The following is a 24,278-nucleotide window of genomic DNA, read 5'->3' on the forward strand; positions in this document are numbered from 1 at the left end:
TATCCATGAACAGACAAACCCCTCAATCAGACAATAATCAGCGCTATTTTACGGTATGGCGATGGCATTTTTATGCTGGCATGTTTGTAGCGCCTTTCTTAATTATTTTAGCGTGCACAGGACTTGGTATGATACTCATGTCCAATACCTTAGGCCGAGACAATGATCGTTTGACTGTACCTACGTCAGAATCGATGGTTCAAGCGCCTGTCGCTACCCAAGCCAAAAATGCGCTGGGCACGTTGCCCGATAGTACATTGATAAAATATATTTCTCCTCGTGAGAGCGATACCGTGGCCTTGTTTCAGGTGGTATCAGAAGGGCATGACAATATGGTGGCCGTGAATCCTTACACGGCCGAGATTGTTAAGAGCATACCGACGAATAGTAATCTGTATAACACCTTTGATGATATTCATAGTGATTTGCTATTGGGCAGAGTCGGTGACTACATTCAAGAAACCACGGCTTCCTTAACGATTTTAATGATTTTAACGGGCTGGTATTTGTGGTGGAAAAAACGTAAATCTGTTAAAGCTATGTTGATTCCTGATGACAATACCACGCTTAAGAAAAAACGCTCATTTTTTCGAACCATTCATGGAACATTGGGTAGTTGGATATCGATTGTACTGTTATTTTTTTGTATTTCAGGCATGGCGTGGGCTGGTATTTGGGGCGAGCGAGTCGTGCAAGCGTGGAGTCAATTCCCTGCGGGTAAGTGGGGCGTCGCACCCATACCGCTTTCGATTGACCATAGCCAGCATCATGTTGGTATGGATATGGATATGGATAACGCCGATGCCGCGCCGCACGTTCATGGCGCAACACCAGCGATTGTACCAACACATGGCGATGCACTAAACACAGGTAGTACCAAGGATGTGCCTTGGGTGCTAGAATTGACGCCAATGCCTGTATCAGGGACAACGATGGGTGAGAACGGTATTGCACCCAATATTCCTATCATGATTGACACGGTGGATAGGTTTGTCCGTGAGATTGGTTTTGAAGGGCGTTATCAGATGAATTTACCTCAAGGCGCGACTGGGGTATGGACGATTAGCCAAGATTCGATGAGCTATGATATGAAGAGTCCAACGGCGGATCGTACAGTGCATATCGATCGCTATTCGGGCAATGTCTTAGCAGACATCCGCTTTGATGATTACAATGCCTTTGGCAAATTCATGGCAGCAGGTACCGCCATACACATGGGAACGCTAGGATTATGGAGCGTGCTCGCCAACGTTTTATTTTGCTTATCCGTCATTGCCATTTGCGTGAGCGGTTATATCATGTGGTGGCAACGTCGCCCGCGTGGCATCGATGAGATGATAGGATTGAACCCGCCCGCCCGTCATCTTAATCTATCAGTGTGGTGGCCGTTTGCCATTCCTTTATTGGTAGTGGCTGCTATATTTCCGACGGCTATCATTGCCATTGCTGCCATAGCATTGTTGGATTTTTTGGTGATATCTAGGGTTGATTTCCTACGGAAGCTACTAAAATAAAGCTTCAGTAGAATCGCATTTATATCAAATAAACAATTTATTTGGGTACTAAAAAAGGGCGTCTTTTAGTAAGACGCCCTTTTTATAACAATTGGATCAGTATGCTTTTACTCGTATGTCTTAAAAATTAAAAGTCGCTGATACTTTCAGTGCAGTAGGATCGCCTGCATTTAGATAACCGAAATCTGTATAACCACCTACTGACTGCCAGTAGTCTTCACCAGTGACGTTGGTCACCATGCCTTTTAACGTGACATCTTGTCCTGCCAGTACCGTACGATAGCGGGCACCAAGGTCCAAAGTGGTATAGCCATCAACTTTCAAAGTATTAGCATTATCAGCATAACGAGCGCCCGTATGTATAATATCGCCTGTTAATGTTAATCCTTCGACGGCTGCTAGATCGTATTCTAGGTTAACGTTACTTTGGAGTTTGGGCAGACCAATCACTCGATTGCCGTCCAATGTTACATCACCTGTATCTTTTTGCTTAGCACTCAAATAACTGACACCTGCGATCAAGCGCATGTTTTCGCTTGGACTACCGAATATTGATAACTCGGCACCTTGATGACGGTTTTCACCATTTGCTGTAAAAGTATTGGTGTCATCAATATAAGCACGTGCAGCATCTATACGGAATATCGCTAAGCTACTGCCAATTGTACCATTGTCATATTTGACGCCCACTTCCGTTTGCTCACTAACATAAGGGGCTAAGTCTTGTCCTGCATTGGTAACAGGGTTACCACCATTCTCTAGAGGTGCTTTCTTTCCTGGTGCTAGGCTTTCAATGTAGTTACCATAGACAGACCAGTCCATAGTTGGTTGATAAACAATGCCGATACTAGGTGTCCATTTGCTTTCATCATAGGTAGCAGTTTTAGCCTGTGTATTGAAGTCATAGCTAGTTGTTTCTATGTTCTGATGACGAACACCTAATGTGGTTTTTAATTTGTCATCGAATAGAGAGAAAGTATCTGCTAGGGCAAAGCTTTGTAGCTGCGTTTCACCTGTTAATTTTGGGTTGTCTAAGTCACCACCAAAAAAGGCTGCATCTGACCAGCTGTTATCACGATACTTAGTAGGGTTATATAAATTGGTCGCAAGTAGGTTATTAAAATCAAAACCGTAAGCGCCTTTTTCTTCTTGATCATAAAGCTCTGTTGCTATTACCCAATCATGATCGATTTTGCCCGTTTGTAATTTACCACGCAGACCAAGCTCAGCACTTTGTACCAAGTCCTTTCTAGCATTGTCAAAGCGGTAGGTGGTGCCTGTACCATCGACGTCATTGACAGTTAAATTGGCCAATGAGTTTTCTTCTTCGCCGCTTCTAACACCATAAGCACCATAAGCGGTGAGGGCGTCATTAAAGTCATATTCGCCTCTAATGGTGCCGAATACGTCTTCTTCGTTTGAATACGTCCAAGGCTGTGCCCAGTTTTTGGTTGCTTTTGGTGCTTTTGGCACTCTAGAAACCCCTTCAAGAGTGACGTTGGTGCGAGTCTCATTCATCTTGTTATCTTGCCAACCCAAGTCAGCAGACAGTCGATACTGATCGCCTCTATAGTCTAGACCCAAAGCGGCTAAACCCAATGTTGCAGATTCGTCGTCGATGGCGCTGTCACCATCTTGGTAAGCGGCGTTAAAACGAACACCAAGTGCATCATCTGTACCAAAGCGGTCACTCACATCTACTGCTACTTTGCCTTGATCGCCCGGACCATAACCGAGCGTTACCTCACGTAGTGGCTCATTACCAGCGCGTTTCGGTAATAGGTTAATCGTACCACCTGAGTTACCACCACTTGGGGCAGCACCATTTAGCATAGTAGAAGCGCCGCGCTGGACTTCGACGCGCTCAAACAATTCAGTCGCGATGTACTGTCTTGGCAATATACCGTATAGACCGTTGTACATCGTGTCATCTGATGTCGTCACAAAACCGCGCATAAAGTAGGCTTCTTGAAAGTTACCAAAGCCTCTTGCGACGCGGACAGTCGGGTCTTTTTTGAGCAGATCACCCACACTTTGTGCTTGCTGATTGGTGATGTATTCATTGGTATAAGAGGTGGTGGAGAACGGCGTGTCCATAATATCTTGATTGCCCAAGATACCGACGCGGCTACCAGTTGCCACTTGACCGCCTTCATAGGCAGTTGGCAGTCCATCTGCTGAAGCGTCAGCACTGCTGGTCACTACAATCGTATCTAATACCACACTAGGATCAGACTGAGTATCTGTGTTGGGCTCAGTTTGTGCCCATGCAACTTGGCTTGCGCCGATCAGTAGTACCGAAGTGGATAGGCAGGTTGAACCTAGCGCTCGTAGTGAAGATGGCGAGCGAAATAAAGCAGAATATAAACGAGACAGTTGCATGAAAACAGTTCCAGCAGATGGTTGAAGTGCTTATTATAATGATAATTGTTTTCATTACAATATTATTACAAGATTAAGTTTTAACCTGTCTGTCAAGAATATAAATGGTTACCAACGTTATTTTATTGTTTAACTTCATACGGATAAAGAAGGCTGAGCTTATCGGTAGTTATTTGGACAAAAGCCTTGCTGCATGTATCAAATTGTCCAATATTTGTCCGCAAATAAATTAACTGGTGTTGATTGGTCATAGCGTAAGCTTGTCTTAAGATTGGTCTGTTGTAATAGCGATATCTCGGTTAGATTCGATGTCTAACGATTCTCTTGCTCGCAAATCAATGAACTATCTAGGGAATGATGGCTATGATTAAAAACAGCGTAATAAATCCGACCCATGAGTCCGGTCTTTCGTTATCAAATACCTCTAAAACGAGGCAGATACGTGTCTGGGATATTTTAGTCAGAGTGACGCACTGGACAGTGGCAGCTGGTATCACGGCCAACCTGTTTTTTACTGAAGAGGGCAGTGAATGGCATCAATATGTTGGTTACACCGTGGTAGGGCTGGTAGTCGTACGTCTACTTTGGGGGTTGGTTGGCACGCGCTACGCCCGTTTTAGTGATTTTTTGCCCACGCCCTCTCGTATCAAGCGTCACCTATCTGATTTGGGCGCTCGCCGTATAGATGAGCAGCATCTTGGACACAATCCATTGGCTGCCATCATGATGCTTGCGCTATGGGCTGTGATTATAGGGTTAGGTATCAGTGGTTATCTGCTGGAAGCAAACGTTTTTGGTGATAAAAACCTGCTTGAAGAAATCCATGAAACACTGGCCAATAGTTTATACTTACTTGTCCCCTTACATGTTGTTTCTGCGATTGTCATGAGTTATTGGGAACGGCAAAATCTTGTTAAATCGATGATAACGGGTAATAAGACGGTGACGATACGTCGTCCACGATAATATATAAAATAATGGGGTGGTTATGGCGCGCATATTACTAATAGAAGACGATAACAATATTGCAGAAGGCATCGTGCTTGGCCTAAAAAGTCACGGCATGATGGTCGATTGGTTCCGTGATGCCAAACAGGGTGAGATGGCATTGCAAGAAAATATGTTTGATGCCGTATTGCTGGATTTGACGTTGCCAAAAGGGGACGGGATGACGGTGCTACAAAGTTGGCGACACAAACGGCTAGACACGCCTGTATTGATTATCACTGCTCGTGATGCCATTGCCAATCGAGTGGCGGGATTGAATGCAGGCGCCGATGATTATTTGGTCAAGCCGTTTGCCTTAGATGAAGTGGTAGCGCGCTTGCAAGCTTTGATACGGCGCAGTCAGGGACGCAGTCAACCTGAGATTCGCTATGGTGAGGTCGCTTATTGGCCGCACAACCATCAAGTCTCTTACCAAGGTCAAATCATCGAATTAACCATCAAAGAAGTGGCTGTACTCGAGCAAATGCTGACGCATCCCAAACAAGTTCATAGTCGAGCCAGTTTGGAAGACAAGCTTTATGGCTGGCAACAAGACATCGATAGTAACGCGATAGAAGTACATATCCACCATTTACGCAAAAAACTGGGCAATGACTTTATTCTAACTAAGCGCGGTATTGGCTATTATCTCAATCCAGCGCTTGGCTAATGAATGATCTATCTCCAGTTTGAGCTTTACTATATGAGCAATATGTGAGCTTATGAAAAGTATCCAGCAGCGCTTGTTAATCTCTTTACTCATTGGTCTGCCTTTACTGTGGCTGATCACATCGAGCTTTATTGCTTGGCGATTGTGGCATGAAATCAATGAGATGAATGACACACAGATTACGCAAGTTGTGCGCTATTTGATTGGCATATCTGCAAATGACAATGATCAAGAGCGCAGCGAGCAAGAAAACCGCCAAGGTGAGAGTGAAAATAGTAACGAAAAGGTGGATAGCGAAGTACCTGTTGCCAAGATATATAATTTGAAAAGTAAGGAGCTATCAGGGGATCTTGGCGATGCCGAAGATGATTATATGGGTTCTGCCATTTGGGATAGACAGGGACATCTATTGGCAGCTGACGAGAATGGTCAGTCTTTTTCTTTTTTGCCAGACCAGCGTGGTTTTGTAGAAGATGATAACTCAGCCTATCAGCGCTTGAATCCCTTTAGCAAGCGTTGGCGATTATTCTATGCGCATGAAGACTATAATAATGACAACGATAACAATAACAAAGACAATGATATGCGTGAAGGACGGGTATTGGTGGTTGGTCAAAGTCTTGACTCTCGTCAAGAAATGATTGTCAAAGCCATGTCTGTGCAAGTGCTGCCTATGTTAATTGGCTTATTTGCCTTTATGATTTTGGCGGTTTGGTTGATACGGCGCGGACTGATGCCGCTCAGTCAAATCAGTACTGAGGTTGAACAGCGACAGCCGCAAGATGATAGTCCTATTACAGCCGATGTCCCACAAGAGGTTCAACCATTAGTCACGGCTTTGAATGTATTATTTATCAAAGTGGCAGATACTCTAGAACGTGAACAGCGCTTCACGGCGGATGCCTCTCATGAGCTGCGTAGTCCGCTGGCTGCTTTAAAGCTACAGGCAGATCTATTACAACAGCAGTTATTGCAATTGTCTGGGATAGAAGATGACGATCAGTTGTTTTATCACACGCAAAAGATCAGCGATGGCATTGAGCGAGCCACGCATTTGGTCGAGCAACTACTGATTTTAGCCAAGTTGGAGCCACAACAGCAATTGCCACCTGAGCAATTGGAACGTCCAGACTGGCTCACACTCACCAATACGGTACTCAGTGATGTGAACCGTCTGGCACGTGAAAAACACATCCAATTGAAACGTGTAGTGCAGTGTGACAGTCCTGAGGATATTTTGCCCATATGCATCAATCCAGTATTGTTTAAATTGTTAATCCGCAACCTATTAGACAATGCCATTCGCTACTGTCCAGAAGGCTGTCTGATTGAGCTGCATTTAGATGTAAATACGATCAGAGTGATCGATAACGGTGTGGGCGTCGATCCAGAACAACTAGAGCGACTCAGCGAACGCTTCTATCGTCCAGCTGGTCAAGCACAGCTAGGTAGTGGTCTGGGCTTGTCAATTGCCAATCGAATCGCTGAGCTTCACAACCTCACGCTAGATTTTGCCAATCGCGCGGCATCAAAAACAGGTTTTGTCGTCACGATAAGAAGTAAAAAACCACTATCAAGGACGTTGCCACCATAAGTTATCGTCAGGTCACTATAAAAGAGAGACATCGTGGGCGCAATGCTATGTGAGCAAAACAAAGGTTTTGTCGTTTGTCGGTAATGGTACCGCAAGCCGTCAAGATTTATATCAACCACGCATCAGTATATCGCGTAGCCATCTTATTGAGTATTGAGTATTGAGTATTGCTTATGAGCTATAGCGTAAGCTTGATATATTCTTACGTCTCAAATGGTATGAGCTGCGGTGGCATCAAAAATGTCATTAGAGTCATGCTTTTATGTCTACACTTTTGGAGGTCTTATGCATCACTCTATTCATGACGAAACGCATTTGAGCAATCGCAATCATTGGCTGAGGGCAGCAGTGCTGGGCGCAAATGACGGTTTAATCTCGACTGCCAGTTTGCTGGTTGGGGTAGCAGCTGCTGGGCCAAGCAGCCAGACATTAATGCTGACAGGGATGGCCGCATTGACGGCAGGCGCTTTGTCGATGGCTGCTGGCGAGTATATTTCTGTCTCATCGCAGGCAGATACCGAAAAAGCGGATCTCGATAAAGAAAGATACGAGCTGACGCATAACGCTGAGCGCGAGTTACTAGAGCTCACAAAAATTTATGAGACGCGCGGACTGAATCATGAGTTAGCAAGGCAAGTTGCTGTGAGTTTGACTGAGCACAGTGCGCTAGAGACTCATGCGCGTGATGAGATTGGGCTTACGGATCTTAGTCAGGCAAAACCCATTCATGCATCGGTCGCTTCGGGATTGTCGTTTGTAGCTGGAGCGATACTTCCGATTATCGGTATAGTACTCTTACCAGCAAGCACTTTGGTATGGTCATTAGCGATTTTGACAATTATGGGCTTGATACTGCTTGGAATTATCTCTGCTCGTCTAGGCGGCGCGCCTGTTATTCGTGCGACGACCAGAATCGTTACTTGGGGCATACTCGCGATGATGGCAACTGCCTTAATTGGTCGTTTGTTTGGTGTGGCTGTTTAAGGGGCAAACTCATGCGACGAGTACCGAGTCAACCCCTACGTTTTTTTAGCATATAGCTTGATGGTGGGTAAGTCTTTGACAATGGCGTTGCCAACGACATTTGGAAACAACCGATTGAGCCATGCAAAAAAACGTTCGGGGAAGCCTAAATGCTGATGAGGCTTTGTGGTTGAGATAAAGTTTACCAATGCCTTTGCCACTGTTTCGGGTGAGTCCATCTTAATATTCAATGCTTGATTCATCGCAACGACGGTATTTTTATTCATGGTGGTTTTTGTGGCTCTGGGCGCAAAATAGCGAAACTTCACTGAGGTATCGGCATACTCCCGACCCAAGGCTTCACTGGCTCCGCGTAAGGCAAACTTACTGGCACTATAAGCACTAAAACCAGGATAACCAATGCTTCCAAACGTTGAGCCAATACTTATTATTTGGCTAGGGCTTTGTTGAATCATTAATATAGGCAGCAGTCTTTTTATCAGCTGTAAGGGATAAGCCACATTGACCAACATCATTTGTTCGATAATTTCATCACTTTGGTCAGTGAGTAAAGCAAAATCATTGATACCTGCATTGAGTATGACCGTATCAATGACATTGCCACAGTCTTGTACCGTCTCTCGCAGCGCTGCTATCAGTTGAATTTGTGATGCCCGTGAGCTCAAATCACAACTGAGCGACAGTCGCGGTATATCAGGGTATTCTTTGGCCAGTTTTTTAGTCAAATACGTCAACGTTTGGGCATTACGTCCAACCAAAATTACAGGTCGATTGTGTGCGCATAACTGTGTTGCGATTGCTTGCCCGATACCGCCTGTAGCTCCAATGAGCAAGGTATATGACAGGATAGGCTGAGCGAGGTTTGATTGAGATGTGGATTGGTAGCTAGATGATGTCATGATATCGCATCCTTAGTGAATACTGATTTTTGAAACATAGATTATTAAAGCATGGCTTTTTGAAATACAAATTGTAGTGATACGTGCTGCTTCTAATCGTCTGAATCTTTGATACCAAGTCCCATCGCAATATAAAGCTTACGCTCAGCCAAAGGCACCTCGATTTGACGACGACCATGCATGATGCGTTTGTTGTCTAATATCACCACATCACCGTTTTGCCAATTCACTTCTTGAGTATACTTTTCACAGATTCGTGTGAGCTTAGCGACCAGCGCTTCATCCACACTTTGACCATCTGCTAGCGTGAACTCAGGTTTTTCATAGTTAAATGATGGCCCCAGCAACGTATTGGCAAAGGCGGGCTGTCCACTTAAATTGTCTGCGGGGATAGCAGGTATTTGCAATACGTAACGCACGCCACCATCAGCTTGAGGCTCTACATGATGTGTTAGTGTTTTGCTAGTGGTATCAGTGATGAATTGATTCAAATCCACCAGACTAATGGTGTCAACGGCATCGGCTCTGCCTGTTGCAGTCGCTACATAATTTTGCCAAATGACTTGAGGCAAATAGCGACTGATACGTATTGGTTGACTAAATAGGGCTTTTAGTTCAGGCGATAGTGCTCGATACACAGCGTATCCGTCACAAATGGTCGTTTGTGAGCCTTTTTTGGCACTCAATTCACTAAAAAAAGCAATGACGTCAGGCGGTATCGGCGTATTGCCATTTTCGATATGTAGGCCAATAGCATGCGTGCCTGCATCCACTTTTTGCGCTTCAGAAGTGATGTTTTGTCGGGCAGGGTCATAGGTTAGCGTTTGACACAATTGTCTCATTAATTGGCTAAACGTCTCTACATCGTAGTGCTGACCTCGCAGTAATATCCAGCCCTGTGTCCTTAAGGCTGCTAAAATATCTGAGGTATCAGGAAAAGGTGGCGTCACTGATGATGGAAATAGGATTGTTTTAGCATCATTATCGTTGATAAGGTTGCTTGACAGTGGATCGTGAGACATTACGTTATGTGCCATAAGAGTGGTTTTCATAATAAGGTGCTCCAAAAGTAAATGATAAATACCATGAATCACAAGCCCAATGCCGACTTATAAGTGGTGAAAATTCGTGGTCGTCGCAGTTTGCCGTTATCAGTCAATAATCCATTGTCAGTGCTAAATGACCGTTTTTCTAAATGCCAATGTTTGATACGGGCATAGTCGGGTAAGGCTTGATTAACAATTTCTATCGCTTGTTTGATAGCCAATTGTAGGTCGCTACTATTGGTCGCTACCTCGTTAGGGTTGGCGACTATTACAGCAGATAAACTTGGCTCCCCATCTCCCAGCACCGCCGCTTGATAGATGATTGACTGTGTTAAGAGCTGTGCTTCTACCCATTCAGGTGAGATATTGCGCCCAAAACTACTGATCAGTACGTTTTTTCGTCGACCCGTAATATATAAATAACCATCGTTATCTACATAACCAATGTCACCTGTGGCAATAACGCCATTGTCTTTGTTATTCATATCTTCGCTGGTATTGTCATGGTTTAGGTAGCCTTGCATAGCATTGCCTTTTACCATAACTTCGCCGCTAGCTGCGATGCTGACTGAGGCATGGGGCATAGGTTTGCCCACACTGCCTTCGCGCTTTGCTTTGGGTGTATTGAGACTGACCACAGAGCCGCATTCAGACAAGCCATAGCCCTCATAGACAGGCAGGTTTAGCGCTTTGGCCTCTTGTAGGAGGGTAGGAGACACTTTGCCGCCACCGACTGCCATAAACCGTAAGGAGGGCAAAGCGACATTGGCTATATAGTTGCTATTAGCATAGTTACTAGCAGCATAATCATTATTAGCATGGTTACTGGAAGCGCTCGTATGAGCGTGACGACTTTCGTTGGCTGCTAGATACTCGCAAATGGCTTTGAGCATTTGCGGTAACAAGATAACGCTGGCGATGCGATGCGTTTGCACGGTTGTGATGAGTCGCTTGGCATCAAATGCTTGATTGGATAGCAAGCCAAATTGACCAATCTTGCCAATGACTAAGGTACGTCCCATGTATAAGCTCACGTAGACGCCGGCCACATTTTCTAACAAAGTGGCAAAAGGTAACACGCTTAAATGACCAAAATTACTTGTGATATCAGTGATGTCTAAAGGGTTGGCAGCGTCATCTGTCAAAGTGTCAGCGAGTGCTTCTGCTAGAGACTTGACAATACGCATCAAGGTATCTTGTCCCAAGCAAACCCCTTTTGGCATACCTGTGCTGCCAGAGGTATAGGTGACTTTACAAAACTCGCTGGCAGTAGCTGAAGCTTGAGAGGTCAGAGTATAAGCCGCATCGTTGTTCAGTTGATAAAACTTGCCTGTGATATGAGCGGCGTGCTCAAGCTTTACGGCGTCTACTTCTGCTGTCTTAGCAATAACCCAATTATTCACATTGTGATTCACACGATCTACGTCATGTATGTCGGGCAGTGTCAAACCTGCGCCAACGTATACCAGCTCGATCTGCGCATCTTGGAGTAAGTGAGCCACTTGCAAGGCACTAAAAAATAAGGGTATAGGCACGACGACAGCACCTATGGTACTTAGTGCCAAATCAAGTATGACCCAATCTATCTCATTATGCGCATACAAGGCCACACGCTTGCCTTGCCATGTATGCAATGTCTGATGAAGCAAGGCCAGTGTGCGCTGAAGCTCATCATAAGTGAGGCTAACGGTATGCTCGCCCTCTATAGTTTTGATTGCTACCTGCTTAGGTGCCTTGCGAGCGTGTTCACATATTGCGGTATAGATTGGTGTCATTTCGTCCTCACTACTTTGTGGTTTTACAGTTCTATCAGTTAAGTGGTTATTTTGTGGAGAGGGAGATCTGCGGTAACAGCCATCTCTAACATCTCGGTATAGCGATAATGAGGCGCGCATACTCTTTTGGCGTCTGCCACATTGATGGCAACCACCAAGGGGTTTTGTTGATAGTAATGTCCCCATGCTGATATTTGTTCAGGATCTTTCAATGCTTCGGCAGTGGCTTTGGCAATAATATGACTATGAATACCCATATGTGCCAATATATGTCGCACAGCATCTGTGCCTGTGCAGACCACCCAGTCGGCTTTGGTTTGGCTCTCATGAGTTACTGGATGCAGGGTAGGCGTAGATAAATAAAACACCAAAAATGCAATCATGAGCCGAGCGCTGCCAGCATGACCGGATGCCAAATTGCCAATCTCAAAAATGCGCTGCCGACTGACTTGCTCTCCTGCTATCTGACTGACTTCATTTTGTATATGAGATTCCAAATACTGCTCTAAAAATACCTTATCTTCAGAAATAGGCTTTAGACCAATCGCAACGCTTGTCCCTCTAAATGCAGGTAAAGCGCTATCATCAGAGGATAACCAATTGCCATAAGAGGGCATATCAGCAAAACCTGAAAACAAAATAGGCATAAAGTAACTTAATCTGGCGTGATGGATGTATTCGTAGATTTGCTTGATAAAGGCTTGAGCATCTTGGTTTTGGGCATATGAAGCGGGCGATGCTTGTACTGGCGTTTGCGTGCTGGCGCGAACGTATAAGGACGAGGGGATTCCTTGTACACTCAATACTGGCATTGGCTTAACTGCCTCAATATAGAAAGTCGTGTTGAGGACATTCTGTAAGGGATGAGTGCTATTGATAAATAATGACATGAGCGGCCTCCAAATTGTTAAAAGCGTTTAGAACGATTAACATCATGGAAGAATCATAAGGTACCAACCTTAACTGAACCTTAAGACAGTATCGTTGCAAATGCCCAATCGGATGAGAGGCTCATACAAGGGTATAAAAGGTAATGCAAGGCACACAAAAAAATAGCGCATCCATATCATGAATACGCCAAAAGCTGATTAATATTAAAAGGTGTTCCAGCACTGAATATGAGGCTTTAATCAGGACTATGTCGATATTGGAGTGTTCAAAGTACTTGGCTGGTTTTTGCTTTTTTTGCCATCGACAGCCGCACTGAGATTGACTAAAAAGATAGCAACGGCTGCAATCATACCTGGAATGGCAATGAACAAAAAATTGGTCTGATGGCTCAGCTCAAGCGTGAGTAATGCACCCGTCAAGATGGGGCCGACGATCGCGCCAATGCGACCAATACCTGATGCCCAGCCCATTGCTGTCGTTCGAACGGCAGTCGGGTAGTACTGCGCCACAAAGGTATAAAGCAGAATTTGTGAGCCAATCGTGGTCGCGCCAGCAATGGCGATAAGCGTATATAGCACCACCTGCGGACTGTTATAACCAAGCAGTATTAATGAGACTGCGCCGAGCGCAAACATGATGGTTAAGACGGGTTTAAGATGAAATTTATCAGCGAGCACACCGCCCCCAATCGCGCCAATCATACCGCCAATGTTGAGCGCAAATAAGAATAGCATACTTGCCCCTAGCGAATAACCTGCTTGAATCATCAGTTTGGGCAACCAGCTGGCTAGGGCATACACCATCAGTAGGCACATAAAAAAAGCCACCCAAAACATCATCGTCGTAAAGCCACGGTTTTCTAAGAAAAGCGCTTTGATAGGGGCATCGTCACCTTTGGTTGGCTCATCTAATAGCAAGGTAGTAGCCGGAGTGATGGTTTCTTGTGGAGCCAGTTTTTGTACGATAACTCTTGCTTCTTTATCCCGTTTTTCTTTGACCAAATACATCAAAGACTCAGGCAACATTTTCCAGATGATGGGGAGTAATAAAGTCGGTATACCAGCAATATAAAACATGATTTCCCAGCCAAAATCCACCACCAAAAATGATCCAAGTAGGGCTGACGCCATGCCACCGATGGCATAACCGCTGAACATAATAGCGACTAAGGTGCTGCGAATGCGTTTTGGTGCATATTCAGACGTTAGGGCAACGCAGATAGGCATGACGCCACCGATACCCAGCCCTGCAAAAAAACGCAAAGTGGCAAATTGGATGGGACCGTTGGCAAAGGCTCCCAAAAAAGTAAAGCTACTAAAAAGCGCAACGCAGATCATAATCGTTTTTTTGCGACCGATTTTGTCAGATAACGTCCCAAAAATCATCGCGCCAAACATCATACCAAAAAGTGCCGCGCTCGCGAGTAATCCTGCCTGTACGGCGGTCAATGACCATTCTTCCATAAGTAGAGGTAGCGCCACGCCATAAATGACAAGATCGTAGCCATCAAAAATGATAATGAGCAAACACCAAAAAAGCACTTTCCAATGAAAGGGCGCAAATTTGGCATCATCAATGACCTTATTGATGTTTAAAGTTGGTGATTCCATTCGACTTTCTCCGTGGGTAATGTCCCTATAAGTACTTATTAAGTTAGGGTTTTATAAGGATCAAGTCAAAAACCCTCTAAGTATAAATTTATACCTAGAGGGTATGGATGTTGATTTGCTGGTTGGTGCAGTATCGGTATCAATGGTCATATTTTCTTTGAAAAGCTCATCGCTCTAACAATACCAATGTAAAAATACCAATAAAAAACCGCTCACCTGTTTAAAAGATAGGTGAGCGGTTTTTTATTAAGGCGAGTTAAATATCCAAAAACTGGATCAGTTCAAAATACCATAAGCAACCAACGCATCAGCAACTCTCTTAAAACCAACGATATTGGCACCCGCCATATAATCGATATAGCCATTATCGGTTTGACCGTACTGTTCTGAGGCATCAGCTGCGCTATCATGGATGTTTTTCATGATATTTTTGAGACGTAGATCTATTTGCTCAAACGTTTTGTATTGACGTACCGAGTTTTGCGACATCTCAAGCGCGGAGACAGCCACGCCGCCTGCATTGGCAGCTTTACCAGGCGCATAATGCACACGGTGCAAGCGCACATAATCAATTGCCTCGGCAGTTAGCGGCATATTGGCACCCTCAATGACATAGATAATACCATTGTCAACCATGAGCTTGGCGTCGTCTACCGTGACTTCGTTTTGGGTTGCTGATGGAATCGCAATATCACCTTTGAATTGCCACGGCTTTTGATTGGCTAGCCATTCACCGCCGTACACAGCTACATAGTCTGCCAAAGGTTTACTTTTTGCTTTTTGCGCTTTAAGCCAGTCGATTTTTTCTTGGTTGAGGCCCGCTTCATCGTACAAAGTACCTTGTGAGTCTGATACTGTGACGACGATACCGCCCAGCATATGGACTTTTTCAGCAGCATGTAGTGAGACATTACCTGCGCCTGAAATGAGTATTCTTTTGCCATTGATGGTTTGGTGTTGCGCCGCCAGCATATTTTCTAAGAAATATACGGCGCCATATCCCGTTGCTTCCGTTCGCATCAAACTTCCGCCAAAACCAACGCCTTTGCCAGTCAACACGCCGCCATATTCATGCGTGAGATTTTTATACATGGCAAACATATAACTGACTTCACGCCCACCAACGCCAATGTCGCCTGCAGGCACATCAATGTCTTTATTCACGTAGTGATGTAGTTCGCGCATAAAGGCATAACAGAAGCGGCGTATTTCGCTGTCCGTTTTGCCTTTGGGGTCAAAATCTGAGCCACCTTTACCGCCGCCCATTGGCAATCCAGTCAGTGCATTTTTGAAGATTTGCTCAAAACCCAAAAACTTTAAAACAGATTGATTGACGGTAGGGTGAAACCTCACACCGCCTTTGTAAGGCCCCAGCGCATTGCTAAACTGAACGCGCCAGCCTCGGTTGACCTGCACTTCGCCTTGATCATTTTCCCAGTTAATACGAAACGCCATAATGCGGTCAGGCTCAACGAGACGCTCGAATACTTTCAACGTATTGTATTCAGGATGGGCGTCGTATAGCGGTGCAATCGTCATGGCAACTTCTTTGACCGCTTGAACGAATTCAGGTTGGTGGGCATAACGTGCTTCGACTTTTTCGATGGCCTGACTGATACTCATATGTTTTCCTTGTTGGTATGGCAAAGCTATAGGTAATGGTTTAGCGTCATTGAGACGCCTAGGTTTTATGCGTCACTGATTCATGGCTAAATAATCTATGGCCAGCTGACTCAGCGCTTTAGTACCGATTTTAAAAGAGGATTCGTCGGCGTAAAAATAGGGAGAATGATTGTAGGGTGCTTTACTGGCGTCTTGTCCTACCGGTGTACCGCCTAAGAAAATAAACAAACTCGGTACTTCTTGAGAATAAAACGCAAAGTCTTCAGAGGCTGTTAATTTTTGTACATCAAAGACATTGTCAGCACCCGCTACATTTTTGAGCGTGGGCAGCATCTGCGCGGTAAGCGCGGGATCGTTGATGGTGACAGGATAGCCTTTGGTTATTTTGACGTCTGCCTCTGCGCCTGATGCCATGGCTATATGGGAGGCCGTTGTCTTTATGTTGTCAAAAATTTTAGCGCGATTGTCCATATCGAAGTTGCGAATCGTACCAATCATGTTAACACTGTCTGGAATAATATTGTCGCGGATACCGCCACTTATTTTACCGAATGAGATAATGGCAGGCTCTTTAGTGATGTCAATTTGACGACTGACAATATGATTGACCCCAGTCACGATCTGTGACGCGGCAGCAATAGGATCAACGCCATTCCACGGCGCTGAACCATGAGTCTGTTTGCCTTTTACGGTAATATCAAACGTGTCGCCACTGGCCATGATAGGGCCGCTTCGATAACCAATCTGTCCAGTGTTTAGATTCGACATAATATGCAATCCAAACGCAACATCTGGTTGATACTTTTTAAATATGCCTTCTTTTAACATCAAATTGGCACCACCTTCTTCTCCTTTAGGCGCGCCTTCTTCTGCTGGCTGAAACACAAACATGATATTGCCGTGAAGCTCTTTTTGTACCGCAGCCAATACTTCAGCTGTCCCCATAAGCATGGCCACGTGGGCATCGTGTCCGCAGGCATGCATCACACCCACGTCTTCTCCCATGTATTTAGTAACAATCGTTGATTTAAATGGAACATCGGCTTTTTCGGTGACGGGTAGGGCATCCATGTCTGCGCGTAGCATTACGGTCGGGCCGGGTTTTGCCCCTTTTAAGTAGCCTACAACACCGGTATGGGCGATATCAGTTTCGACCTGCATACCGAGAGATCTTAAATGCTTAGCCACGATAGCAGCGGTACGGGTTTCCCGATTACTTAGTTCAGGGTGCTGATGAATGTCGCGTCGCCATTCAATCACCTTTTTTTCAACGCTTTTGACTTCTTTGTCAATGTTGATATCAGCGTGAGCGCTAAAGGCACTACAGACAGCAATGCTAATAACCAATGCTTGCAATGATTTTTTCATGTTTCTTCCTTGTTGGGGGTAACGTCCTTGTGGGTAGTACTTTTATAGCCTTGTTTGGATACGCCGTAGTAGTGACGTGATCAACGCACCAAGTATTGCCGTATAAACTGATTGAATACGTCAGGTTGTTCAATATTCGAGATGTGTGACGCCTCAATGGTAGCGAGCGTGGCATTAGGAATGCGTTCGACCATATATTGAGCATCCTCAACTGTCGTTACCGGATCGGCTGATCCTGCCAATACGGTAATAGCAGCATCAATATCTTGTAATTGCGAACGCGTATCAGCGGTCGATAACGCCTCGCAGCAACTGGCATAACCTTCGCTATTACCAGTGGCAAGCGCCTCAGACAAGCTTTCGACCACATCAGGATGACTGCTGATAAATCCTTGTGTAAACCAACGCGATGCTGCTGTGGCCGCGATAGGATCTAAACCTTGCTCTCGCACCAATTGTGCCCGCTCTGTCCATGCAGCCTCGTTGCCAATTTTTGCAGCAGTATTGCACAGCATCAAATGATGAAAGCGGTTAGGATGATGGATAGCCAACCATTGACCTGTCATGCCGCCCATTGAGATACCACAAAAAAAGGCTTTATCAATATTCAGATGATCGAGCAAATCGATGACGTCTTTTCCAATCTCATTTAGGCTATAAGGACCTGTTGGCGCTGACGATTGACCATGACCACGAGTGTCATAACAGATGATAAAGTACTCGTTTTGCAAGTCAGCGATTTGCGGCTGCCACATCTGGTAGTTGGTCCCTAAAGAGTTAGAGAATATCAGGGTAGGGTTGTGGCGATCACCAAAAGTGGCATAGTTTAAGGTAACGTTTTTATTTTCAAGCATAGGCATAACAATCATCCTTATTTGTCATTGTGGGGTGATTAAGATGGTAGTGGCGCATGGGGTTATGACTACGATGATTGGCTATCCATACGTTCAATAATCATGGCGATACCTTGTCCCACGCCAATACACATCGAGCAGATGGCAAAGCGTTTGTTGGTTTTTTCCAGTTGATTGAGCGCGGTCAAGACCAATCTTGCCCCTGATGCGCCTAATGGATGACCAAGTGCAATCGCACCGCCATTGGGATTGACGTGCGCGCTGTCATCAGGCAATCCCAAGTCACGCGTACAGGCCAATGATTGGGCAGCAAAGGCTTCGTTCAGTTCGATGACATCCATCTCGTCAAGTGACAGACCTGTTTGTGCCAGTAATTTTTTGATAGCAGGAGCTGGAGCAAATCCCATGATGCGCGGTTCTACACCGACCGTCGTTGCCGCCACAATACGAGCGCGTGGTTTTAAATCGAACTGTGTCACCGCTTGCTCTGAGGCAATTAAAAAAGCGGCCGCACCATCATTAATACCTGAGGCGTTACCCGCCGTCACTGTGCCGTTTTCTTTGACGATGGCACGAAGCTTGGCTAATTTTTCAAGCGTTGTATCAGCGCGAGGGTGCTCATCTGTATCGACAATGACTGCATCGCCTTTACGCTGCGGAATAATGACAGGGGTAATCTCATCTTTAAAAAACCCTGACGTTTGCGCCGCTTTGGTACGTTGTTGGCTGCGTAGCGCAAACGCATCTTGGTCAGCACGATTGATATCAAACTGCTCAGCGACATTTTCGGCAGTTTGTGGCATGGTTTCCGTACCGTATAAGGCATCAAGCTTTGGATTGATAAAGCGCCAGCCCATCGTGGTGTCTTCAAGGGTTTGAGCACGACCAAACGATTTGTCTGATTTACCCATCACAAATGGCGCACGGCTCATGCTTTCAACACCGCCTGCGATAATAAGGTTGGCTTCTCCAGCTTTAATCGCACGAGCGGCAATGGCGATGGCGTCCATTGATGAGCCGCACAAACGATTTACCGTAGTCGCGGGCACTTGATAAGGCAGGCCAGCCAGTAGTGATGACATACGTCCAACATTACGATTGTCTTCTCCGCTCTGATTGGCGCAGCCATAGATAACATCATCTACTTGCTTCCAGTCAACATTAGCATTACGCTTCATTAATGCTTTGATGGGGATGGCACCTAAATCGTCTGCTCGTATTGGTGCCAAACCACCGCCATAACGCCCAAATGGTGTGCGAATGGCATCAATAATATAAGCGTCATTTAAACCAGTGATAAAGTCGGTCATGGTCATATCCTGTTATGAGATTTGAGTATGGAGTCTTGTTATACCTGCGTGGCATTGATTCCTGTGGCATCAATGAGTGTGGCGTCAGTCACTGCTTGCAACTCAGCAAAGCTCAAGCCCTCAACCATCTCTGTGACTACCAGCCCTTTATCAGTGACATCAATGACACACAGATCGGTAAAGATACGATCCACGCAGTGCTTGCCTGTCACAGGATAAGTGAGTTCGCTGACTATCTTTGGCTCACCTGTTTTGGTCGTGTGATTGGTCATCCCAAAGACTTTTTTGGCACCAACGGCTAAATCCATAGCGCCGCCAACAGCAGGTATGGCATCTGGCGCACCTGTACTCCAGTTGGCCAAGTCACCATTGGCTGCCACTTGGAATGCACCCAGTACACAAATATCAATGTGACCACCACGCATCATGGCAAATGAGTCGCCGTGGTGAAAAAAGCTACCGCCATCAAGCATGGTGACGTATTCCTTGCCGGCATTGATAAGCTCTGGATCTTCTTCACCTTTGGCAGGTGGCGGGCCAAAAGCCAGTAGCCCGTTTTCTGAATGCAAAAACACGTCTTTATCAGCCGGTAAATATTTTGCGATTTTGGTAGGTAGTCCAATGCCCAAATTGACATAGGCCCCATCTGGAATATCTTGGGCAGCACGCTCAGCGATTTGATCCCGTGTGAGTAATGTATGGCTCATGGTGACGCTCCTTATGATGAATCGTATTAAGCGATCGCTGCGGTAGTAGAGGAAGTAGGTTCAATTTGTACTACGTGCTGCACAAAGATACCGGGTGTAATGATGTGTTCGGGATCTAGCTTACCAAGCTCGACCGTTTTAGAAACTTGAGCGATAGTGATGTCAGCTGCCATCGCCATGATAGGACCGAAATTGCGGGCAGACTTGCGGTAGACTAAGTTACCCCAACGATCGCCTTTATCTGCTTTGATTAACGCAAAATCTGCTTTGATCGGATACTCAAGGACATAGTCTTTACCATCGATATGGCGCGTCTCTTTACCTTCTGCCAGTAAAGTGCCAAAACCCGTTGGCGTATATAATGCGCCAAGACCCATACCTGCGGCTTGAATACGGCACGCTAGATTGCCCTGTGGCACCAGCTCAAGCTCGATTTTACCTGCATGATATAGCTCATCAAATACCCAAGAATCCGATTGGCGGGGGAATGAGCAAATAATTTTGCGCACCGCGCCTGTTTTTAATAGCTTGGCAAGTCCATGATCACCATTACCAGCATTATTGTTGATAATCACTAGGTCTTTAACACCCAAATCAATGAGCGCATCAATCAGTTCGGCAGGTTGGCCTGCTGTGCCAAAACCGCCAATCATAATAGTGGCACCGTCTTTGATTTGACTGAGCACATCCGTGATGTTTTTATCTGCTTTGTTAATCATATTGATATCCTATAAAAGGGGAGAGTCAGTTAACGTTGGCTAGCGTTTTCTTTAATAAATTTTTTAGTAAAGCATGTGAGTAATATTGTTTTAACAGGGGTTACTGAGAGATGGTGTTATCAATAACTCGTGAAATTTTTGATTAAGAAAATGACAATAGACGTTTTTTGTTTAACACATAATGAGCCACCATACCGATAACGATGCCCCAAAACACCGAGCTCAATCCCAAAAAGCTCATGCCAGAAGCGGTCGCCAAAAAAGTAATTAAGGCGGCATCTCTTTGTTCGTCGTCTTTCATGGCAATCGTGATGTTGGTAGAAATAGCGCCAATGAGCGCCAATCCAGCCAATGCCGCGACCAGCTCCTTTGGCAACAGACTAAACACCATGACAATACTGCCTGCAAACAAGCCGCCTAATAAATAAAAGATACCGTTGGCAACCCCTGCGATATAGCGTTTTTCTTGTAGCTCATGCGCATCCTTGCCCGTACACAAGGCTGCGGTGATGGCCGCGAGTACAATGGTAATGCCGCCCACACAAGCGACGGCTAATGAGGCAAGGCTTGCCACACTGACGATGGGTTTGGCAGGCGTGTCGTAACCACTAAGATTCAAAATGGCCATGCCGGGTAAAAACTGTCCCGTTAAGCTGACCAAGATGAGCGGAATAGCAAGGTTGAACGTCGCATTCCAAGTCCATTCAGGCCAGATAATCGTTGGCATGGTAATCGCCAAATCCATATCGACAGGATTCATTCTGCCAAGTAACACGCTTAGTATGACCCCGCATAACAATACCCAAATCATGGTATAGCGCGGTGAAAACCGCTTGGCGAATAAGTAGCAACCGAGCATGCTAAATACGATAAATGGCATGGTGTTGGTGGCAACAAACAACTCTAAGCCAAACTGAAACAAAATACCGGCCATCATGCCTGCTGCAATACCGTTAGGAATCCACCGCAAAATCTTGTCAAAAGAACCAGTCGCGCCCACCAAAAATATCACCACGGCTGAGAGAATATAAGCAGATATGGCCTCATTAATACTCATCTCAGGAAAAACGGTCACTAGTAACGCTGTTCCAGGAGCTGACCAAGCAGTGATAATAGGCGCCTTATACCTAATAGACAGATAAATACCAGAGACAGCAGCGCCGATAGATATGCCCCAAATCCAAGAAGCCATCATGGCATCTGAGACCTGAGCGGCTTGCGCGGCCTGAAAGAAAATAATCAACGGACCAGCATATGAGATGAGTACCGCCAAAAATCCTGCCACGGACGCTGAGAGTGACCAGTCTTCTTTTAAGGTTTGGATGACAGAGGCCATATTGCTTCCTTGCAAATGAGCGGTAATCAAAGGATGGTAACGATGAGTCAGTCTACAATACTGCTAAAAAATTTAGCCTGAGTCGCCACCACCGACAGGAACTGTGCTGCCAGTGATATAGGAGGACTCATCTGACGCTAAAAACGCAATGGCATTGACCTGCTCATCGATTGTGCCGTAGCGTTTCATAAAGGTGCGATCAATGGTTTGGTCAACGACTGCTTGCATCCATAGCTTTTCATCATCTGTTAAGGGTGTAGCATTTCGAGGGATTTTTCTGGGCGGCGCATCAGTACCGCCCGTTGCGACCGCATTGACGCGGATACCATCATTGGCGTATTCAAAAGCGAGCGAGGCGGTCATAGCGTTGACACCGCCTTTCGCAGTGGAATAGGGGATACGGTTGATGCCGCGTGTGGCGATGGAAGAGACGTTTACGATAGTGCCTGATTGCTGCTCGACCATGGCTGGCAATACCGCACGGCAACACCAGAGTGTGGGAAATAATGAGCGACTGATTTCTTTTTGGATGTCCTCTTCTGAGAAGTTGATAAAGGGCTTCATCCATATCGCACCGCCAACATTATTCACGAGTACATCGACACGACCATAAGTCTCCATGGCTTTATTGACCGCATCTTGTGCTCCTTGATAGGTTTCAAGATTGGCTTGAATCGTCGTCGCATCGCCGCCGTTTGCCGTGATTTCTGCTAACACGTCCTCCACCAACGGTGAGAAGTCGGCCATAACGACTTTTGCGCCTTCGCTGGCGAGACGTATGGCAACGCCGCACCCAATACCTTGAGCGGCACCCGTTACGATACAGACTTTATTATCAAAGCGTTTACTCATTGCTATCTCCTAAAAACCTTGCTTGTCGTTTTATGATTTAAGCCCTGTTATTTTTCACTTGGCGTGAATTTCTCGTAATAAAAATTACTGGGCTTGAGCTGGCTGGCATCTAACCAATGACTGACAGCATCAACCATGGCTAAAGGGCCGCAAAGATACACGTCGACATCGCCGCCATTTAACCAGTCCTCTTCCACGTGACTTGTGACATAGCCTTTACGCTCGTGACGACTGTCTTCACTTGCCACACAGGTACGATAATCAAACCAAGCATGGTTTTGTTTCACCTCTTCAAGTGTTTCGATTTCTACCAAATCTGTATCATTGGTGACCCCATAAACCATCTTGACAGGGTGATGACCGCCAGCAACCTCCAAACTTTTTAACATGGATAAGAAAGGTGCAATGCCCGTTCCACCTGCCAAAAATAGAGTCGGACGCACAAGCGGACGCAAATAAAAGCTACCAAATGGCCCTTCAAAATCAATGTCTTGACCAAGTTGCGCGATATCAGATAAAAAGGTGCTCATCTTGCCATTAGGAATATTACGAACCACAAACTCAGCTTGCTTGGCATTGGGCACAGAGCTGAACGAGTAAGAGCGTGTCTCGTTAGAATCGGGGATATTGATATTGACGTATTGTCCGGGTAAAAACACTAAAGCATCTGGATTTTCGATATCAATGCCAAAATGAATGGTCGATTCAGACAAGACATTGAGCTGTTTTAGCTTGCCTTTAAAAGTTGATTTACCGACTTTGCAAGCTTCAGAAGAGCTTGGTACTTTGATGACGCAATCGCTTTCAGGAATCATCTGACAGGTCAATACGTAGCCCTCAGCCGCTTCAGCTTCTGTGAGAGCATCTTCAATATACATATCAGGGTGCATGTCATAGCTGCCCGATTCGCAATGGCAACGGCAAGTGCCACATGCACCATCTAGACAATCCACTGGAATGTTAAATTTTTGACGATACGCGGCTTCGGCAACCGTCTCATCTGCTTCACACTTAATAAATCCTGTGACGCCGTCTTCGAACTGTAGAGCAATATTGTATTCCATGAGAAATATCCCTTTTCAACACGTATGAAATGAAACGTAGTGGCTAAATAGTGACTAAGTATTGATTAGATAGTGGATGATCAATGACCAAAT

At 45.5% G+C, this 24,278-nt stretch carries 20 protein-coding genes; 5 read left to right on the forward strand and 15 right to left on the reverse strand.

Annotated elements, in window-relative coordinates; genetic code table 11:
- Nucleotides 1-5 precede the first annotated feature (5 nt).
- Entirely contained in the window at nucleotides 6-1,514 is a 1,509-nt protein-coding gene (locus CIK80_RS13315) for a PepSY domain-containing protein (RefSeq protein ID WP_095570424.1), read from the forward strand.
- Between the two features lie 120 nt (nucleotides 1,515-1,634).
- Here CIK80_RS13315 and CIK80_RS13320 read toward each other — a convergent pair whose 3' ends face one another.
- Nucleotides 1,635-3,896 (reverse strand): TonB-dependent receptor, encoded by a 2,262-nt coding sequence (locus CIK80_RS13320; RefSeq protein WP_095570425.1) that lies wholly within the window; start codon nucleotides 3,894-3,896, stop codon nucleotides 1,635-1,637.
- Between the two features lie 363 nt (nucleotides 3,897-4,259).
- On the opposite strand from CIK80_RS13320, the gene CIK80_RS13325 reads away from it, so the two are divergent.
- The 4 genes from CIK80_RS13325 (at nucleotide 4,260) to CIK80_RS13340 (ending at nucleotide 8,131) form a co-directional block, all read left to right on the forward strand.
- Complete coding sequence (locus tag CIK80_RS13325; protein ID WP_095570633.1) at nucleotides 4,260-4,862, forward strand: cytochrome b/b6 domain-containing protein; 603 nt, start codon at nucleotides 4,260-4,262, stop codon at nucleotides 4,860-4,862.
- A gap of 22 nt (nucleotides 4,863-4,884) precedes the next feature.
- Complete coding sequence (locus CIK80_RS13330) at nucleotides 4,885-5,553, forward strand: response regulator (RefSeq protein ID WP_095570426.1); 669 nt, start codon at nucleotides 4,885-4,887, stop codon at nucleotides 5,551-5,553.
- A 52-nt stretch (nucleotides 5,554-5,605) separates the two neighbouring features.
- Nucleotides 5,606-7,147 (forward strand): ATP-binding protein, encoded by a 1,542-nt coding sequence (locus CIK80_RS13335; RefSeq protein ID WP_095570427.1) that lies wholly within the window; start codon nucleotides 5,606-5,608, stop codon nucleotides 7,145-7,147.
- 285 nt (nucleotides 7,148-7,432) lie between these two features.
- The gene (locus CIK80_RS13340) at nucleotides 7,433-8,131 is read left to right on the forward strand and encodes a VIT family protein (RefSeq protein ID WP_095570428.1); all 699 of its coding nucleotides are present in this window, start codon (nucleotides 7,433-7,435) and stop codon (nucleotides 8,129-8,131) included.
- 35 nt (nucleotides 8,132-8,166) lie between these two features.
- On the opposite strand, the gene CIK80_RS13345 is transcribed toward CIK80_RS13340, so the two are convergent.
- From CIK80_RS13345 to benC, 14 genes are all read right to left on the reverse strand, one after another.
- Nucleotides 8,167-9,030: an SDR family oxidoreductase gene (locus CIK80_RS13345; RefSeq protein ID WP_095570429.1), complete on the reverse strand. Its 864-nt coding sequence runs from the start codon at nucleotides 9,028-9,030 to the stop codon at nucleotides 8,167-8,169.
- A gap of 92 nt (nucleotides 9,031-9,122) precedes the next feature.
- Nucleotides 9,123-10,082 (reverse strand): TauD/TfdA family dioxygenase, encoded by a 960-nt coding sequence (locus CIK80_RS13350; RefSeq protein ID WP_095570430.1) that lies wholly within the window; start codon nucleotides 10,080-10,082, stop codon nucleotides 9,123-9,125.
- A gap of 38 nt (nucleotides 10,083-10,120) precedes the next feature.
- A complete protein-coding gene (locus CIK80_RS13355) occupies nucleotides 10,121-11,851 on the reverse strand; it encodes an AMP-binding protein (RefSeq protein ID WP_179288402.1) in 1,731 nt (576 codons plus the stop codon).
- A gap of 38 nt (nucleotides 11,852-11,889) precedes the next feature.
- Entirely contained in the window at nucleotides 11,890-12,741 is an 852-nt protein-coding gene (locus CIK80_RS13360; protein ID WP_095570432.1) for a thermostable hemolysin, read from the reverse strand.
- A 246-nt stretch (nucleotides 12,742-12,987) separates the two neighbouring features.
- Nucleotides 12,988-14,352 (reverse strand): MFS transporter, encoded by a 1,365-nt coding sequence (locus CIK80_RS13365; RefSeq protein ID WP_095570433.1) that lies wholly within the window; start codon nucleotides 14,350-14,352, stop codon nucleotides 12,988-12,990.
- A gap of 276 nt (nucleotides 14,353-14,628) precedes the next feature.
- A complete protein-coding gene (gdhA, locus tag CIK80_RS13370) occupies nucleotides 14,629-15,975 on the reverse strand; it encodes an NADP-specific glutamate dehydrogenase (protein WP_095570434.1) in 1,347 nt (448 codons plus the stop codon).
- Between the two features lie 72 nt (nucleotides 15,976-16,047).
- The gene (locus CIK80_RS13375; protein WP_095570435.1) at nucleotides 16,048-17,343 is read right to left on the reverse strand and encodes a M20 family metallopeptidase; all 1,296 of its coding nucleotides are present in this window, start codon (nucleotides 17,341-17,343) and stop codon (nucleotides 16,048-16,050) included.
- Between the two features lie 80 nt (nucleotides 17,344-17,423).
- Nucleotides 17,424-18,203: a 3-oxoadipate enol-lactonase gene (gene pcaD, locus CIK80_RS13380; protein WP_095570436.1), complete on the reverse strand. Its 780-nt coding sequence runs from the start codon at nucleotides 18,201-18,203 to the stop codon at nucleotides 17,424-17,426.
- A gap of 62 nt (nucleotides 18,204-18,265) precedes the next feature.
- The gene (pcaF, locus tag CIK80_RS13385) at nucleotides 18,266-19,507 is read right to left on the reverse strand and encodes a 3-oxoadipyl-CoA thiolase (protein WP_095570437.1); all 1,242 of its coding nucleotides are present in this window, start codon (nucleotides 19,505-19,507) and stop codon (nucleotides 18,266-18,268) included.
- A gap of 38 nt (nucleotides 19,508-19,545) precedes the next feature.
- A complete protein-coding gene (locus CIK80_RS13390) occupies nucleotides 19,546-20,214 on the reverse strand; it encodes a 3-oxoacid CoA-transferase subunit B (RefSeq protein WP_095570438.1) in 669 nt (222 codons plus the stop codon).
- Between the two features lie 26 nt (nucleotides 20,215-20,240).
- Complete coding sequence (locus CIK80_RS13395) at nucleotides 20,241-20,933, reverse strand: 3-oxoacid CoA-transferase subunit A (protein ID WP_095570439.1); 693 nt, start codon at nucleotides 20,931-20,933, stop codon at nucleotides 20,241-20,243.
- A 142-nt stretch (nucleotides 20,934-21,075) separates the two neighbouring features.
- Nucleotides 21,076-22,269 carry a benzoate/H(+) symporter BenE gene (gene benE / locus CIK80_RS13400; protein WP_095570440.1) on the reverse strand — a complete coding sequence of 398 codons (1,194 nt, stop codon included), beginning with the start codon at nucleotides 22,267-22,269 and terminating at the stop codon, nucleotides 21,076-21,078.
- 72 nt (nucleotides 22,270-22,341) lie between these two features.
- Nucleotides 22,342-23,127: a 1,6-dihydroxycyclohexa-2,4-diene-1-carboxylate dehydrogenase gene (locus CIK80_RS13405; RefSeq protein WP_095570441.1), complete on the reverse strand. Its 786-nt coding sequence runs from the start codon at nucleotides 23,125-23,127 to the stop codon at nucleotides 22,342-22,344.
- A gap of 41 nt (nucleotides 23,128-23,168) precedes the next feature.
- Entirely contained in the window at nucleotides 23,169-24,185 is a 1,017-nt protein-coding gene (benC, locus tag CIK80_RS13410; protein ID WP_095570442.1) for a benzoate 1,2-dioxygenase electron transfer component BenC, read from the reverse strand.
- Nucleotides 24,186-24,278: the final 93 nt, after the last annotated feature.

The organism is Psychrobacter sp. JB193 (genome assembly GCF_002285555.1).
GTDB lineage: Bacteria > Pseudomonadota > Gammaproteobacteria > Pseudomonadales > Moraxellaceae > Psychrobacter > Psychrobacter alimentarius.

Bases quoted from the DNA above. Each gene is read 5' to 3' on its own strand.
- CIK80_RS13320 (WP_095570425.1), bottom strand. From the start codon at position 3,896: ATGCAACTGTCTCGTTTATATTCTGCTTTATTTCGCTCGCCATCTTCA.
- CIK80_RS13345 (WP_095570429.1), bottom strand. From the start codon at position 9,030: ATGACATCATCTAGCTACCAATCCACATCTCAATCAAACCTCGCTCAG.
- pcaF (WP_095570437.1), bottom strand. From the start codon at position 19,507: ATGACCGACTTTATCACTGGTTTAAATGACGCTTATATTATTGATGCC.
- CIK80_RS13315 (WP_095570424.1), top strand. From the start codon at position 6: ATGAACAGACAAACCCCTCAATCAGACAATAATCAGCGCTATTTTACG.
- CIK80_RS13365 (WP_095570433.1), bottom strand. From the start codon at position 14,352: ATGGAATCACCAACTTTAAACATCAATAAGGTCATTGATGATGCCAAA.
- CIK80_RS13330 (WP_095570426.1), top strand. From the start codon at position 4,885: ATGGCGCGCATATTACTAATAGAAGACGATAACAATATTGCAGAAGGC.
- pcaD (WP_095570436.1), bottom strand. From the start codon at position 18,203: ATGCCTATGCTTGAAAATAAAAACGTTACCTTAAACTATGCCACTTTT.
- CIK80_RS13340 (WP_095570428.1), top strand. From the start codon at position 7,433: ATGCATCACTCTATTCATGACGAAACGCATTTGAGCAATCGCAATCAT.
- CIK80_RS13325 (WP_095570633.1), top strand. From the start codon at position 4,260: ATGATTAAAAACAGCGTAATAAATCCGACCCATGAGTCCGGTCTTTCG.
- CIK80_RS13350 (WP_095570430.1), bottom strand. From the start codon at position 10,082: ATGAAAACCACTCTTATGGCACATAACGTAATGTCTCACGATCCACTG.
- CIK80_RS13390 (WP_095570438.1), bottom strand. From the start codon at position 20,214: ATGAGCCATACATTACTCACACGGGATCAAATCGCTGAGCGTGCTGCC.
- CIK80_RS13395 (WP_095570439.1), bottom strand. From the start codon at position 20,933: ATGATTAACAAAGCAGATAAAAACATCACGGATGTGCTCAGTCAAATC.
- CIK80_RS13360 (WP_095570432.1), bottom strand. From the start codon at position 12,741: ATGTCATTATTTATCAATAGCACTCATCCCTTACAGAATGTCCTCAAC.
- CIK80_RS13355 (WP_179288402.1), bottom strand. From the start codon at position 11,851: ATGACACCAATCTATACCGCAATATGTGAACACGCTCGCAAGGCACCT.
- CIK80_RS13375 (WP_095570435.1), bottom strand. From the start codon at position 17,343: ATGAAAAAATCATTGCAAGCATTGGTTATTAGCATTGCTGTCTGTAGT.
- gdhA (WP_095570434.1), bottom strand. From the start codon at position 15,975: ATGAGTATCAGTCAGGCCATCGAAAAAGTCGAAGCACGTTATGCCCAC.
- benC (WP_095570442.1), bottom strand. From the start codon at position 24,185: ATGGAATACAATATTGCTCTACAGTTCGAAGACGGCGTCACAGGATTT.
- benE (WP_095570440.1), bottom strand. From the start codon at position 22,269: ATGGCCTCTGTCATCCAAACCTTAAAAGAAGACTGGTCACTCTCAGCG.
- CIK80_RS13335 (WP_095570427.1), top strand. From the start codon at position 5,606: ATGAAAAGTATCCAGCAGCGCTTGTTAATCTCTTTACTCATTGGTCTG.